At 36.7% G+C, this 15,565-nt stretch carries 10 protein-coding genes; 4 read left to right on the forward strand and 6 right to left on the reverse strand.

Going from position 1 to position 15,565, the window contains the following annotated elements; translation table 11 throughout:
• Positions 1 to 1,037: 1,037 nt before the first annotated feature.
• The 5 genes from DB42_RS06260 to DB42_RS06280 form a co-directional block, all read right to left on the reverse strand.
• Entirely contained in the window at positions 1,038 to 4,142 is a 3,105-nt protein-coding gene (locus DB42_RS06260; RefSeq protein ID WP_155117449.1) for an efflux RND transporter permease subunit, read from the reverse strand.
• Positions 4,143 to 4,159: 17 nt separating this feature from the next.
• Entirely contained in the window at positions 4,160 to 4,972 is an 813-nt protein-coding gene (locus DB42_RS06265) for an efflux RND transporter periplasmic adaptor subunit (protein ID WP_044882215.1), read from the reverse strand.
• Positions 4,973 to 4,986: 14 nt separating this feature from the next.
• Positions 4,987 to 6,240 (reverse strand): TolC family protein, encoded by a 1,254-nt coding sequence (locus DB42_RS06270; RefSeq protein WP_044882216.1) that lies wholly within the window; start codon positions 6,238 to 6,240, stop codon positions 4,987 to 4,989.
• A gap of 259 nt (positions 6,241 to 6,499) precedes the next feature.
• Positions 6,500 to 7,477, reverse strand: a complete 978-nt coding sequence (locus DB42_RS06275) for a C39 family peptidase (RefSeq protein WP_044882263.1) — start codon at positions 7,475 to 7,477, stop codon at positions 6,500 to 6,502.
• Between the two features lie 283 nt (positions 7,478 to 7,760).
• On the reverse strand, positions 7,761 to 8,978 hold the full coding sequence (locus DB42_RS06280) for a DEAD/DEAH box helicase (protein ID WP_080502761.1): 1,218 nt from the start codon (positions 8,976 to 8,978) through the stop codon (positions 7,761 to 7,763).
• A 1,179-nt stretch (positions 8,979 to 10,157) separates the two neighbouring features.
• On the opposite strand from DB42_RS06280, the gene DB42_RS06285 reads away from it, so the two are divergent.
• On the forward strand, positions 10,158 to 10,745 hold the full coding sequence (locus DB42_RS06285; RefSeq protein ID WP_039384953.1) for a hypothetical protein: 588 nt from the start codon (positions 10,158 to 10,160) through the stop codon (positions 10,743 to 10,745).
• 122 nt (positions 10,746 to 10,867) lie between these two features.
• Positions 10,868 to 11,455 carry an NADPH-dependent FMN reductase gene (locus DB42_RS06290; RefSeq protein WP_044882217.1) on the forward strand — a complete coding sequence of 196 codons (588 nt, stop codon included), beginning with the start codon at positions 10,868 to 10,870 and terminating at the stop codon, positions 11,453 to 11,455.
• An 860-nt stretch (positions 11,456 to 12,315) separates the two neighbouring features.
• On the opposite strand, the gene DB42_RS06295 is transcribed toward DB42_RS06290, so the two are convergent.
• Positions 12,316 to 12,522, reverse strand: coding sequence for a DUF2892 domain-containing protein (locus tag DB42_RS06295; RefSeq protein WP_039384949.1), 207 nt, complete (start codon positions 12,520 to 12,522; stop codon positions 12,316 to 12,318).
• A 397-nt stretch (positions 12,523 to 12,919) separates the two neighbouring features.
• Between DB42_RS06295 and DB42_RS06300 the strand changes: the two genes are divergently transcribed.
• Together DB42_RS06300 and DB42_RS06305 are read left to right on the forward strand one after the other, a co-directional pair.
• The gene (locus tag DB42_RS06300) at positions 12,920 to 13,537 is read left to right on the forward strand and encodes an outer membrane protein (protein ID WP_044882218.1); all 618 of its coding nucleotides are present in this window, start codon (positions 12,920 to 12,922) and stop codon (positions 13,535 to 13,537) included.
• Positions 13,538 to 14,184: 647 nt separating this feature from the next.
• On the forward strand, positions 14,185 to 15,402 hold the full coding sequence (locus DB42_RS06305; protein ID WP_044882219.1) for a hypothetical protein: 1,218 nt from the start codon (positions 14,185 to 14,187) through the stop codon (positions 15,400 to 15,402).
• Positions 15,403 to 15,565 lie beyond the last annotated feature (163 nt).

Consider the following 15,565-nt stretch of genomic DNA (forward strand, 5'->3'; position numbering starts at 1 on the left):
TACCGAATATTCTGTAGCAAGCTCATTAATGGTTTTGAACCCTTTAAATGCTTCTAATGCAACTTTTGCTTTGAACTCCGACGAGTGTCTTTTTCTTTTTGTGGACATAACTTTTCCTCTTTAATATTAAGTTCTTATTTTAAACTGAGGGAAAGTTTTTTACTTAAATTTTGTCCAAAAAAGCGGAGCCACTATAGATTGATGCCATAGAATTTGACGTTATATGATGTAAAATCAATTCCTTCTTTTAAGAAAAAGGTAACAATGACAATAAAAAGGACTACTGGTAAAACTTTGCTGAGTTACAAGAAGGAATTAATTTAAAGAAAGCATAAAATCTAACTTAGCAGATATTAGACCCTCAAAGAGGTAAGCGATGCGTCTATCCTTTTATGGCATTTATTTTTTTGATTATACTTTTTGGAGAGGTAGTAGGAGGCAACATTACGGCTGCTATTGCTTATTTTATAGAAATAAGATCATGTGGGCTTGCTGATTTAAGAAGACAAAAGGTAGTTGCGCTCTTTGATGATACCTTTCGGGAATTTTTTTGCTAGGGTCACTCCCTAGCCTTTTAAGGAATTAATTAATCGCTTACCGTAAGGCTTACCCCAAGAGATGAAAAATAAGCTATGAGTTGGTGGTGGAAATTGGCTGAAGAGAATCAGCTTGGAAACGGGGTTAATTGCTTTTTTGGTTATACAGACATAATTTCTTTAGAAGGTAGAATATATTGGACATGGTAATCTTTATATATTCTAGCTACTCTTACGAAAAATTATTACAATCCCCTTCCCTTATTTTTCATCTCCCACGTTTAAAGCTTTTTTGCAAAATACTTTTAGCCATGTGACGATCTTTTTTCAGCTATTTCCTTATCCTCTAACTTGCGTTATTTTAGACAGTAATCCGCTGCGAGGTTTTTTTTAAAGCATAAGCCAGCTTATCAATCTTTCTGCCGAGATAAGATAAGTAGAGTAAGTTAAATTATATTTTCCTAAGCAGCATTACAGAAGCAAGTATACATAGATCCTTGTTTAAGAGCTTTTTGTTAAGCGAGCCTTAAGTTTACAAAGTTTCTTAAAAAGCTGGCTTGTCTTTCCAGGTAGCTCCTCGGCAATCAAATAAGCAATGGGCACAATAATCAGGGTGAGTAGCATAGAGGTTGAAAGGCCTCCGATAATAGCCATAGCCATAGGGGCTTGGGATTCAGAGCCAGGCCCATGGCCTAGGGCAATAGGTAGCATTCCAAAAATCATGGCTAATGTGGTCATTAGAATAGGACGTAGCCGGGTAGGACCTGCTAGCATTATAGCCTCTTTTCTATCCATTCCCTCTTGTGTTCTTAAGGTGTTGATGTAGTCAACAAGTAAAATGGCATTTTTTGTTACCAATCCTAGCAACATAATAATGCCTATAATTGTAAAAATGCTTAGTGTCATATCCGTTATGATCAGTATTCCTAAGGCTCCTATGATAGAGAAGGGAAGCGATAGCATAATAACTAAAGGTTGTACAAAACTCTCAAATTGAGAAGCGAGAACCATATAGATAATGACTACGGCCAGCAGTAAAGCAAAAATTAAATGCTGAAAAGATTCTTTCATCGATTCTGCAGCGCCTGAAAAACTTGTACGGTAACCTAGAGGCATTTTTATTTGGGATATAAAGCTATTTATTTCGTTAATAGCGTCGCCAAGAACTTTTTTTCCTTCTTGTAGATTACTGAAAACAGAAATAAATCTTGCCCGATTATAGCGATCAATTTGAACAGGTCCCTGCTTTTCTTTAATATTGACTAGGTTACTTAGTTTGATTAATTTTCCTTTATTATTTTTTACAGAAAGTTGAAGAATATCTTGGGGCTTGTTACGAAATTCTTCACTTAGTCGCAGGCTGATATTATAACGTTCTCCATTGCTACGGAATTTACTGACATCTAAGCCGCCCACGAGAGCTTTAATTTCCTGGGCGATAAAGATAGGTAAGACCCCTAAAGCAGTTGCTTCATCACGTTTAATAGAAATTTCGATTTCAGGTTTACCTTTTTCATAGGATGTGTCTACATCTACATAACCAGAAGTTTCTTCTAAATGATTTTTGATCTGATTAGCAATCTGGTCAATCTTTTCAAGGTTTGCACCCTTGATATCTAGTTGAATGGCAGCATTTCTTCGCCCACCGCCCCCTATAGCAGGAACTGGCTCTATACTTGTTATAATATGGGGTAAAGAAGATAATTTTTCACGAGCAAACTTCATCGCTTCTGCTTGACTTAAAGAGCGGCTTTCTTTATCGGTCATTTTGACATATACAGTGCCTTCATTTACTCTATTGAAACTATCGCTTCCTATAGTAGTGAAAGTATACTTAACCCAGGGTTGGGGAGAAATATCTTGAAGGATTTTTCGTATGGCCTCATCAGTCACAACTAATGAGGAACCTAAAGGGACTTTAACTTTGATAAAAAACTCGCTGCGATCTTCTAAAGGAATAAATTCAGAGCGAATGTATTTTCCTAAAAATAAAGTGCCTATAAGTAAGCTAATGGCTAGCAGGAGAGTGGTCTTGCTGTAGTTAAGAGCTTTTGATAAAAGTTTTGTGTAAACTCTGTCTAAGCTATCGAGTATTCTTTCCATGCTTAATGCTAGCTTGCCTGTGGACATGTGCAAGGTAAGGAAACGAGAAGCAAGCATGGGGGTGAGTGTGAAGGCAACGAAAAGACTAATTAAAACAGCAAAGGTTACTGTAATACCGAACTGGTAGAAAAAGCGGCCAATAATACCTTTCATAAAGGCGACAGGCAAAAACACAGCAACGATAGACATTGTAATAGCAAAAGCAGCTAATCCAATCTCTTGAGTACCTATCGCTGCAGCTTCTTTAGCAGATTTACCCCTTTTTAAATGGCGATAGATGTTTTCTACGACTACGATAGCATCATCTATTAAAATTCCAATAGATAAAGATAGGGCTAGCATGGTCATATTGTTTAGTGTGAAGCCTACTATACGTAAAAGAATAAAAGTTGAAATAACGCTTATAGGAATTGCTAAAGCGCTAATCATTGTAATCTTTAAGTCTCCTAAGAATAAGAAAACGATGATGACCGCTAATAGGCCCCCAAACATTAGGTGAAAATTAATGTCTTTCATAGAATGTTCAATGAAGAGGGACAGATCTTGCGCAATCTCTATATTAATGCCTTGGGGTCTTAGCTCTTGCTGAATCTCTCCAATAGTTTTTTTAAGAGCTTGAGCTACATTCACTGTATTTGTGCCAGACTGCCTTGTAATAAGAAGAGCAATAGCTTGTTGATGATTTAATCTAGCTAAAGTTCTTGGCTCTTCCCACCCATCTTCAATATGTCCTATATCAGTAAGTGTCACAGGATAACCATGGCGGTAAGCGACAACAATATCCTTCAAATTTTTTATCTCTTCCCACTCAGCTTTTGTCTTAACGGCCAATTCGTGCGTAGAAGAAGATATACGCCCGCCTGGCAGCTCAATATGTTGGGCTTTAAGAGCAGTGGAAATATCTTGCACGGTGACAGAAAATCCTTCCATTTTATAAGGGTCTAAGGAGATCCAAATGGTACGTTCTTGTTTACCAATTAGTTTAATTTGGCCTACTCCTGAGACTTGTTGAAGTTTATCTTTTATGCTCTTATCTGCAAGGTAAGATAATTGCTGAATAGGTAAATCTCCAGAAATAAGGAGAGCCATAATAGGAGCTGAGTCAATATCAAATTTTCCTATCACTATCTCTTGAAGATCGCTTGGTAGCTCTTTTCTAATTGTCCCTAACTTAGCTTGTATTTCTTGATAGGCAATATCAATGTTTTTTTCTAAATCGAATTCTACCACTACTTGAGATATCCCTTCCGCGCTAGTCGAGCGAAGATGCTTAATAGAGTTAAGGGTAGCAACGGCTTCTTCGATAACCTCGGTAACTGTTTTTTCTATGCTTTCGGGGTCAGCACCGGGAAGAGATGAAATAATGGTGATGATGGGAAAGTCGATTTTAGGGTAAAGATCTACGCCAAGCTCTTTATAGGCAAGTAACCCAAAAATTGCTAAGCCAAAGGTAATCATAGAAATAAAAGTCGGTCGCTTGATCGATAGGTCAGACAAAATCACGGTTTGTTTTCCTCAAATTAAGGGTTATTAGCTACTTGACCTGCTTTAATGATTACTCGGGCAAGAGATCCGGGACGAATTTTATAATCGCTGTTATCAAGGATGGCTCGACACCGCAATGAGTGTGTAGTTTCATCTAGAGTTGGATAAAAAAGGTCTATTTGAGCGTGATTGCAATCTAAATGGGTTCCATCAATTTCGAAGCTAAGAGGAGTACCCAATCTTAGGGTAGATGCATACACTTGTGGAATAGAAAATTCAAGATAAAGAGGATTCAAAGCTTGGATTTCAACCATGCTGGTGACAGGTTGCACGGTAATGTATTCCCCCACATCTACCAGTTTTTTTGTAATAATTCCCTCAAAAGGAGCCTTAATAGTAGTTTCTTCCCAATATAACTGAGCACGCTTTAAGTCTTCTTGAAATTGTTTTACATGAATAAGAGAATGATCGTATTTGCTTTTGGCTTCTTCATATTTTTTTAAAGGAATAGAAGGTAATTGTCCATCTGGCCTTTCCCATAGCTTTTGCATGCGGAGAAAATTTTTCTCGGCATCAGACAGCTCCACCCTAGCTCCTTCCAATGCCGCTGTTTTTAGCGCTAATTCTATCTCGTAATAATTTTTATCTAGTTGAACTAGAGGCTGGTTTTTTACTACTTTGTCTCCCACTTCGACTAAAACTTTTTCAACCCTTCCTGATACCTGGGCTCCCATTAAGCTTTTAGAAGAAGGCTGTATATGTCCTATTGCGCAAATTTCTTCTCCTCTTAATGAGCCTTGAATGATTAAGGTCATAAAAAGAAAATGAACAAATTTATTTCTCGTCATGTTTACTTCCTTGCTTATAAAAAATTGAGGCCGGCAGCATAAGCCAGATCGGCTTTAGCTTTATAATATTGGCAGAGCGTTTGATAATAATTATGGCGCGCGTGTAGCAGTTTTTCTTCGTCTATCATAAGATCTTCATTAGTGATAAGACCTTCTGCAAAGTGATTTTTTACCAGAGTCAGATTGTGTTCAGCAACCTGGATAGCTTTTAAAGCAAGAGGAATCTTCTGAATGGTATTTTCAACAGTAGAAAAAGCTGTACGTATATATAGCTCCATATCTTTTTCTGCGGCAATATATTGCTGTTCTAGTTCACACATCTCTTTTCTTAAGCGTCTAAGCTTTGCCCATGTGGAGCCCCCATCGTAGAGAGATAATTGGATGCCTATGCCCGCATCTAGACCATGCCGATAGGGTAGAGCATAGTTATCAGAGGTACTATAATTCGTATAGCCATAAATTGAAGGGTAGAGCTTTCCTTTCTCGGCTGTACGGGTAGAGCGAGCGGCTTTAATATCTGCTTGTAGGGCTTTTAAATGAGGGTGATTGCTTCGTGCTTCTTCTAATAGCTGGTTAAGATTTGCATGATAAGGTATTGGCTCAAGCAGATCTATAACTACAGTCTGCCGATCTAAAGGGTATCCAATTAAGCGATTTAGTTGGGTAGCTGCTATGGATACATTACTCTGAGCTTGCAATAAATCTTGCTGCCTGAGAGCTAATTCTAATTCTACTACTAAAATTTCATTTTCATGAATAAGACCTTGTTCTGCAAAATCTTTGCTGATTCGTAATTGCCCTTTTAAAGAGCGGATGGATTCTTTAATGATTAAGATAATTTTTTGTGCTTCTGCTAAAGTAAAATAAGCATGATTGGTAGCATGTAGAATCTTTTGGCGAGCTGTAGTCATTTTAATAAAAGATGACTCTTCTCTACTTTTTTGGGCGTTAATTGTGTGGGTTGAATGCCCAAAGTTGTAAAGAGGAATAACAAGAGAAACACGAGCATTTTTCGTACGCTCTTGATGCCGCACCCGCTTCAAATTTCCCTTTGTAAGAAAGTCTATTTGTGCGGTTATCTGGGGAAGGTGTAGGCCGTAAACTTCACGCGTACGGTCTTGCTCAATTAGAGCTCTAAGCTCGGCAACCGTTAGCGTCTCGCTATAGTTTAGAGCTAGATCATAACAGCTTTCAAGTGTTAGAGTCCCATATAAAAAAGAAGATGCTGCGAGTAAATAGCATACAAGTATCTTAAAGATAAGCATCATAATATTCCATGTAATTAGAAACGACCTTAAAATATTAGGAAATATTAGAAATAAACTTACATTATTCACAAGAAAAATAATTAAAAAAAGATGAACAGACGAACGTGGGTGAGATTTTTCATGATAATGAGTGAATGATTTTCTAATACATCCATAAAAGATTAAGGACTTTATCGAGTTTACTTTTTCCAATGAGAAGGCTTAAAGGGGTAGATGAGGGTATTAATTTTTAAAGGAAATGACCTATTAGATCGCTTGCTTATCTATAAAATAAATAAGCTATTCCTTTTCTTCTGTTCCAGGCTACTAGAAAATCTTTGAGACTATAACTTACAAGCGTGCTTTGATCAGTAGGAAAAGCTGGATCCATGCATAGTACTTGCTGCTTTTCTGCTTCATACCCTTTGACAACAATTAAATGACCTGAGCTATAGGGGGAGGCACTACCTGTTAAAGGGCCTTTTATACTCACTACTACGGGAAAGCCTCTCCTAAGACTCTCCATAATTTGATTAAAATTATTTAGCCTGGCTACATAGCTATGCCATGAGGGGCCGAGAAGATTAGATGCCTCAGCAGTATTCAACAACCAATTTCCATAAATATCAAACGCTGAATCTTTAACATGATCGGCGAAAGTTAGAGCGGATAGATGGATACCAGGTGATAAATAATTAATCACAGCCGTTGTTGAGGTAGGAGAACAAAGTCGCATGTGGCGTTCATCAGGTAATGTAACTTGAGACAATCCCTTAACATTTAAATTAATAGAATAATGGGGGGCTAAATCAAAGCTAACCTTGTGCTCTTGAATATTAGTGAAGCTGGCATGCAGCGTACGTATGTTTTTCATTAGAGAGCTTTCGCTACAGTCTACTCTAATTTTAAAGCCCGTAGCTTTTTTCCTACCTAATGGCCCAGCCACATCCTGATAGGTTTTACATGAAGAGTTTCTAGGATGACAGTTAAAAGTGTATTGATGGGAGGACCCCCAATAAGCATAGTTGAGCCAGAGAGACCATTTATTATCTGTTAATAAGCTAACCTTAATTAGATAATAGCCATGTTTAGGCCGTTGAGCGTCCCAGGACACGATGAGTTCATTAAAGGGAGTAAGACCTGTTTGTTCCCATTCAATGCTTTTACCATGCAATTCTTTTTGATCAATCTCCTTATGGAGAGTTTGACTAGCTTGCAAAGGCAAAAACAGCAAACTTCCAATAAATAATAAAAGCATGGTAATCATAGAAAAACTAATGTTTTAAAAAAAAATTAATAAAGAATAAGTTTATACGACCTTAAAAAATTATTTGCAAGGGGTTTGCAATCGTAGAGATTACTTTGTTTGAATAAAAAGGGGCATCGCAGCTTTAATGATAAGAAGTGTAGGCAAGAATTGCTTTTAAACCCTTAAGAGCTATAAAGCTTGGTTTGGTTAAATAGAAATTAAAGTAGATGAGGGGAAAAAGCTTTTTAAAAAAGAAAGGGTTACTCTAGGGAACCCTCGCTTTTGGCTTCTTTTAATAGCGCTGAGCACGCTTAAAATGAGGTTTAAAAGGCCTTTTTTGCTTAAAGGATGAAGAAGGCTTGCTAGGCTTTGATTTAGGCTCCATGCCAGCTATCACTGAAGGGGTAATGGTATAGCCAGTAAATTGTTCAATTTGACGAACAAGACGCATGTCCTTAGAGGCTGCAAATGAAAGTGCAATACCTTTGGCCCCTGCTCTTCCTGTCCTCCCTATGCGATGAACATAATCTTCTGCATTTGTAGGAAGATCAAAATTAATGACATGGCTAATTGTTTGTACATCGATACCACGTGCTGCTACATCGGTAGCCACCAACACTCTTATCTCGCCATCACGTAAACGCATGATTGTCTTTGAACGCTGCCTTTGATTCATGTCTCCATGCAAGGCTGCAGCAGGGTGTCCATTCTCATACAGAATATCAACAAGTTGGTCTGCAAAACGCTTAGTTGCCGTAAAAATGATAGCCTGGTTAACGGATGGATCATTTAATAAGTGATCCAAAAGGCGGCTTTTATGATGCATATCGTCTACGAAATGTAGTCTTTGCTCAATGTTTTCGTGTCGGGAATTTTCAGAAATCACGCTGATTTCTATAGGATTATTCATTAAACGATTGGAAAGATTTAATACATTTCCTTTAAGAGTAGCAGAGAAAAGAAGCGTTTGCCTTTGTTTAGGAATAGCTGCCGATATTTTTTCCACAGGTTCGATAAATCCCATATCAAGCATACGATCTGCTTCATCAAGCACAAGCATTTCTATACGATTAAAATTAATACGGCCACGGCTCATATGGTCAATAAGCCTTCCAGGCGTTGCCACTAAAATTTCAAAAGGACGTGAGAGCTCACGGTTTTGTAGAGGATAAGGAGCTCCTCCGTAAATGCATACTGTTTTTACTCTTGATAAATTTGCACTAAAGCGCCTAGCTTCCTCGGCTACTTGCATTGCAAGTTCGCGCGTAGGAACTAAAATTAATATACGCGGTCCTAGCCCAGGAACAGCAGAGGGGGTGGTTAAGCGGTTTAGAGCAGGTAAAAGGAAAGCTGCGGTTTTACCGGTGCCTGTTTGCGCGGATGCGCGCAAGTCGTAGCCCGCTAATACTTTCGGGATAGCTTCTAATTGGATAGGGGTGGGAGTTGTAAGCCCTTCATTTTCAAGAGTTTTTAAAATCCCAGCATGTAAATTTAATTCGCTAAATGTCATGTACTTCAACTTTTGGTTAGGTTTAAACAGATATCGTAGCAGAAGCCTTAAATAATTGATATCTATTTTAACAAAATTTTTAGAAAATTCTTATCTGTTTTCGTTAATAGTATTTTTTTATTTTGGAATATATTTAAGCTGAAATTCAATTATTTGCAGCCGATAGGAGATTAACGAGGAGGATAAAAGAGCCCAAGCCATCTAGGCATTGATAATCTAGTTAGCAATTGTTAAGCAGGCCTATGAAAAAAATGAATATAGTCTAGCGGAAGAAAAAGGATAAAAAAGAATGATTTTAAAATTAAAGGGCATTTTTAAATTTCGGAATTAATGGCCCGAAAACCTTGTTAGATAGGGTCATTAGCTGCATGGTTGCCTACTCACAAGGTTTCATCTGGCTCGAACGGCTGAAGGCTAAATTACCCTAATTCTTCACTGCTACTTTAATAGAAATTTATCTTTCTCTTTTAAATAGTCTCCTTGGCTAGAGCTTTATCTTCAAATGACTAGGGCTTACAAGCTTTTCTTAATTATTAATAAAAATTTGATAATCAAACATTTACTTAATCACGACAAGGGTATCAAGACTAATTGTCTACCGGCAGTAATGTTGCAACTTCTAATAAATTCTATTCTGCGACTATAGCCTGCTTAGCTGCTTATTAAGATTTCCAAAAGTGCTAGATCTCTTACTCCCAATGCCCCTAACGCTATTTTAATTTTTAAAAGATAGATAAAGGGAGTGAAAATAAAAAACTGCTAAATCTCTCCTGGTCAAAGCCAATCATTCAATAGATTATGTTTGAATTAAAATTTAGCTCATCAGCAGCGCTTAATTAGCTGTTGTTACTAAATGGTCCAATCCTTTCCCTGAATTGCTGAAGCTATACAAGTTATCTATTTTCTAAAAAACGTTAACGTTACGTAATCTTCTGAGAATGATACGGCCGCGGAATCAATTGTGTTCTTCAAGCAGCATAAAGGCAACCACATAAATAACTTTTTTTAAATTGTTAAAAAAATATTTACACAAAACTTAAAAAAATGAAAGTGAGGTTTGATAAAACTTTAGCCGCAAAAAGCTGCAAAGTGCAGCCAAAGCGAAAAGATTATTATTCGTTCACAGAAAGGATAAATTCTGTAGACGTAAACATTCAAAAATGTTCGGAGGATTATAATATGAAGAAACTTTTGCTCACAGGCCTGGTAATGTGTGGTCTCTTTGTTGCTTCGCATAGCTATGCACAAGAGACGTCCGGAGCTGCTTCTGCTGGCGCAGCCTTTGCTCAGAGCCAAGCTTCTAGCTCTCAAAAAGGGCAAGAATGGAATCAGAACAATCAGAATACCACCGAAGAGCATTATTGGAGCCATGATGGCCGCCGTTGGCATCCAGGTTCCTGCTCTATTGAGGGAGAGGATCATCCTTGTGCAGATAGAGCAGCAGATGCCCCTACTGGCGAATGCTGGTGTAAATATGTTCATTACGAGCCTTGTTATTATTATACCAAACGTTGTGTAACAGAGAATAAATACCGTACAAAAAAATGTACTCGCCAAGTACCAAAATACACCGAAGTGCAGAAATGTAGAATGGTTCCTCAGTATTATACCGAGACTGTTTGTAAATATGAAACCGAATGCTATGATGTTCAAGAATGTATACCAAGCAAAAAATGGGTTTCCGATCGTCATGTTAAATATGTTCCCAAATATTATTATAAGCATATATGCGGAAAATCAGGCTGCCCCACTCCCTGTCCTCGTTAATTAAGCTTGCTGTTTGATTCTTTTCGTAGCTGTCATTAGATTAATCTGATGACAGCTTTTTAAATATTCTATATGTTAATCGACTAAGTATGATGCTAATGAAATTATAAATGGTAATGGATATGTCTAAAAAACCTAGAATTTTAGCTTTCGCGGGCAGTTTGCGCAAAGACTCTCTAAATAAGAAACTGATTAAAATTGCAGCAGCTGGCGCTCAGCAGGCTGAAGCCGAAGTCACCCTTATAGATTTAAAAGATTACCCCTTACCTCTCTATGACCAGGATATTGAAGATCTACAAGGTCTGCCAGAAAATGCTTTAAAACTTAAAAAGCTAATGGTTCAACATGATGGATTCCTGATTGCTTCCCCGGAATATAATAGCTCAATACCGGCGGTTTTGAAAAATGTCATCGATTGGACTTCCAGAAAAGCGGAAGAAAACGAGCCTTTCCTATCTTGTTTTTTTGAAAAGCCAGTTGCTCTTTTGAGTGCCTCGCCAGGGCAGCTTGGCGGTATGCGAGGACTTGTGCATGTACGTTCCATGTTTTGCAATATTTTTTGTTATATAATTCCTCAGCAGAAATCCATCTCACAAGCACATCTAGCATTTAGTGAAGAAGGAAATTTAAAAAATCTCAAAGATCAAGAAGATGTGCTAAATGTAGGTAGAAAATTAGCACAATTTATTATCAAATTTAATGCAAAATAAACCTTAAAGCAGCTCCTATTGCATGTAAAAAATAACTTAAAAAATGTAAATTAGGTAATACCTAATCTCTCATAAGAAGTTCTAAATCATGTAGTTGAAATTTCTAAGAGCCTATATAACAAAAAAGATAAGCGGCCACGGGGCAAGCCCAGCTTTAGATGCGATTCTGCGGGCATCTGCAAAGCCAAAAATGCTTGTAAATAGCTGGTTTTCCTATTTGCACGACTTTCTGATTTACATTATCTTCTGCAAATCAAAAGATTAAACAGTTTTATCCCTGTGACCGCTTACCAAAAAAGGTCTTGTTGAGCTAAATTTGAGAGCGTGATGATTTTATAATAACTTTTACTTGGCAGAAATCTATAGTCAAATTGAGAAAAATTAAAGCTTGTTTGATTATATGCGGCCTGGAAAATAAAAGCTGTTGCCATGCTAGGTAGTGCATAATAAAGTTGTATGCTTTCTGCAAATCAAGAAAAGCCTTTAAAAAAATGTTTTCAAGCCTCTTTAATCTAAGCTATAAATTCTAATAACCTTTTACTTAAAAATTCTAGGATAGAAAGTTCTCCTTTTACGCTTTTATTCATCATATAAAGTGATTCTTAAGCTAGAGGAGGGGCTGTATTGTGTTAAAATAATAATTTTTAACATGCTTATGATAAAAAAGGCTTCCTAACACCTTTTAAAGAAACTACCTCTGCATATCCCCAAAAGATATTAACCCTTTTCCAAGCTGACTCTCACCATAAAAACAAGCTTTTGATTAAGTATGTGGCTACATAAAGAGCGGTTCAAAAGCGTATAATTATAAATATTTAGGTAAACGTTTTGTTAAGTTTGTTTTGAAAAAGCAAGAGGGCTTACTTGCTTTTAGGTTTTGTAGGCAGAGAGCAGCTGTTTTTTCCTATCAAATGATAAAGTATGCACCAGCTTGCTAATGCTTCATAAAGGGTAAACAGAGCCATGACGCCTAAAAGCCAGCTTTTAAATTGAAAGGCTAATCCGCCCAATAAAAAGGCTAAAGTAAATCTTAAAATTCGATCAGCAGTGCCTATGTTCTTTTTCATAATTCCTTTTAAAACTTAGCCAATGGATTTAGGTTACGCGTTAGAGACCAATTTAGATCTAAAGGATCTCAATTCTCTCCCTATTTTATATCCTCAATTTTATTGATAGCTAGAGAAAGTTTCATAAGCAATAAACTTTTATCCCTGCCAGGAAAAAAAATTATGAGGAGAGAGAGTAGCCAAATAGAGATATTTTATCTCTTTGATTATTAATAAGATTTAAGCCATTTAAAAAAATATTAAATGATATTTACTTTATAAAAAATTAGGTTTTTTTTAAGAAAAGATTGTACTGCAGGAAAAAAAACTAATTTTCTCTATTGAAAAATTTAATAACATAGGGTATGTTCACCAGTTGTTGAGACATCCTTAAAACAACGTAACCAAGGAACTCGTTATGAAAAAATTTGTTCTATTAACAATATTGTTTGCCGCTTTTCTCGTGCCGCAGTGCGTGAAAGCAGTAGACATGGAAGGCTTTTATGTAGGTGCAACTGGAGCAGCAAACTTTCTCCAAAATGCTAAAAAACATAGAGGCAAATTTGATACAGGCTATTTCGGCACTGTAGATCTGGGATACCGCTGGTGCAATCGCTTCCATTTAGAAGCTGAAGTTGCTTACAGATATAACAAGGGCAAAAAACGCCATCATTATCACAATGGTGACCTAGTAACTAACCATCGTCATCGTGGACACCGCGATACATGGGCAGCAATGGTTAATGTCCTCTACGATTTCGACATGCAATGGACTATGGCTCCTTATGTTGGCGTTGGTATTGGTTATGCTCACATTAAAAATGAGCGTCATTATAACTATGCTGGTAATACACACCATAGATACCATAAAAACGATAATCAGTTTGCATGGCAAGCAGTCGCTGGCGTTGCATACCCAATCTACTACAATGTGGATTTAGCTGTTGAATATCGTTTCTTTGATACGACAACTCGTCGTCATGAAAGAAGCAATTACAACCATGACGTTGGTGTAAACTTAAAATATTACTTCTAAGTTTAAACCTCTTAGAGTATTGTGTCTTTAATGTGTCTTAGGTTTTAGCCTAAGACACATTTTTTTTACTTATTAATTAATCTTAATTTGTTATGAGCTAAAGTATGCTGGCAGATAATGTGCCCTCTTCAAATCCTAGGGATGCATAAGAGAGCTATTCATAATAAAATTTACATTTAAATGGCTAGCGGTAGCTTATCTACATCCTCTTTATTATAGGTAATCCTAGCTAACCTTTTTCTCTTTGCATTCGGCCAAGGAAAGAAACGTCCTCTTTTCATATCAGTTGCTCACTCCTAAGCTCTCTGACAGATTGCTTCGAATCGTCCTTCAGATCCTATTATTCTATTTCTTTAAGAAAGACAAATTATCTCTTACCCTGTTAATACCAACCGCTCGTGATCTTAAGTTTTTTGCTGTGCACTTTGTTAACTCTAATTATTATACCCCGCTTTTTTAGGCTAACATATCGATCTCTTTCAAGCGTTTCTTTTTGAGATCCATTTGCTTATCAGATCTTTATTGAAGGCCCTGCCTAATCGATAGGTTTCCATTCTTTACGTTTAAAGATTTAAAAAATATAATTGTGTTCTTTTAAATTTAAATAGCTATTAGTTACTTTATCGTTTTTTTAGCTAGGAGGGTTAATGAATAATATATTTCCAAACTACATCATAGACCGAGAGCCTATGAGATATGGCGGCTATCAAGAAGATTATCAGCTTAAAAGCAAAGAGATAATCCACGAAGGAATAAGAAAAATTAAAATTTCTCCCCAAGATAATAATTCCTTAACTACTCTTTTCTTCAATTTGTTAGAACAGTTTGGCACCCAACGGCGTAAAATAGCAGAGGCCCATGAGACTTTGGAAGCCGCTAAATTCGGGCTCCGAAGAGATACTGATGGATTAAATGATTGGTACCACACAATCTTAGATGGGGTCTATCAAGATTATAATGCTAAAATTTTGAAGGTATTAGCAAATCATTTGCAAGATATGGCTCTTGAAACTAAATCATCTCAAAGACACAAGAAGTTAACCGAGACATGTTTAAATCAAAATTTTTCTTTTGAAATTAAACTACTAGAAAGTGAAGATTACACTGCTTTGAAATGGAACCGGGCAACAAGCTTGGAAGAGCTTAAGCATTATTTTAACGAGTCCCAAATTAGTTTAATGAAAATAAATGAAGAAGATCTATCTTTAAACGAAATTCGAGAACGTAGACAAGCAATGAAAAAATTGAAAGAAAGTAATATCGAGTTATATATTCGTAACAAGATGGTTTCATTTTTTTCTATGATGAACAAACAATTTCCTTCTCCTAAACTTGTTTCCCAAGATGGACAACAGTATTATGAAGGCCATACCAAAAACTTCAAATCATTCTTTCTACTAGGTACAGCTCGTTTGCAAGTAAACAAAAAGTTATTTGCTAGTACCCAATATTTTACTTGGCTTTATCGTGATGCAGAAAATCGTCCTGTCGAACGTATGTTGAAATGCTCCACGGTGATTTTAATCCATCAGGATAATTTGCTTATCAATGAAACCCTTCAGGAGATCGCTTCTATTTTTGCCAAGGCTGTATTAGTGCCTCAAGAAAATCTTAATGAATTAAAAAGCACGATGGCTTTACTAAGATATTATTTGGCCCATGCTATGCCTTTTGAGAGGGGAAGCGCTGCTATTGGTGAGTGGATCGAAGGAGCTGTGTATGGCTCGCATGGTTTGAAAGTAACCTATCAAAAGGAAAAACAGGTGGATTTAGAAGCATTGGCGTCGCCCTTGTTCTCGCAATTTTTAAACGAATATAGCGATATGATTTGTTTGACAGATGCTCATGAAGATTTAAGAGAATAAATGCTTTTAAGAAAAAAAAGTAAAGAAGGCTTAAGCATAAGGTGTTTTTAAACCTCGCTGGGCTTAGGGGATATTCTCAAAGCCTCCGAGCTATTTTAAAGATAAGTAATATTACTAAAATTTTTATACCTCCCTAGATGCAGGATGGTGGGTAGTTGGTATA

The sequence above is a fragment of the Neochlamydia sp. EPS4 genome (genome assembly GCF_000813665.1).
GTDB lineage: Bacteria > Chlamydiota > Chlamydiia > Chlamydiales > Parachlamydiaceae > Neochlamydia.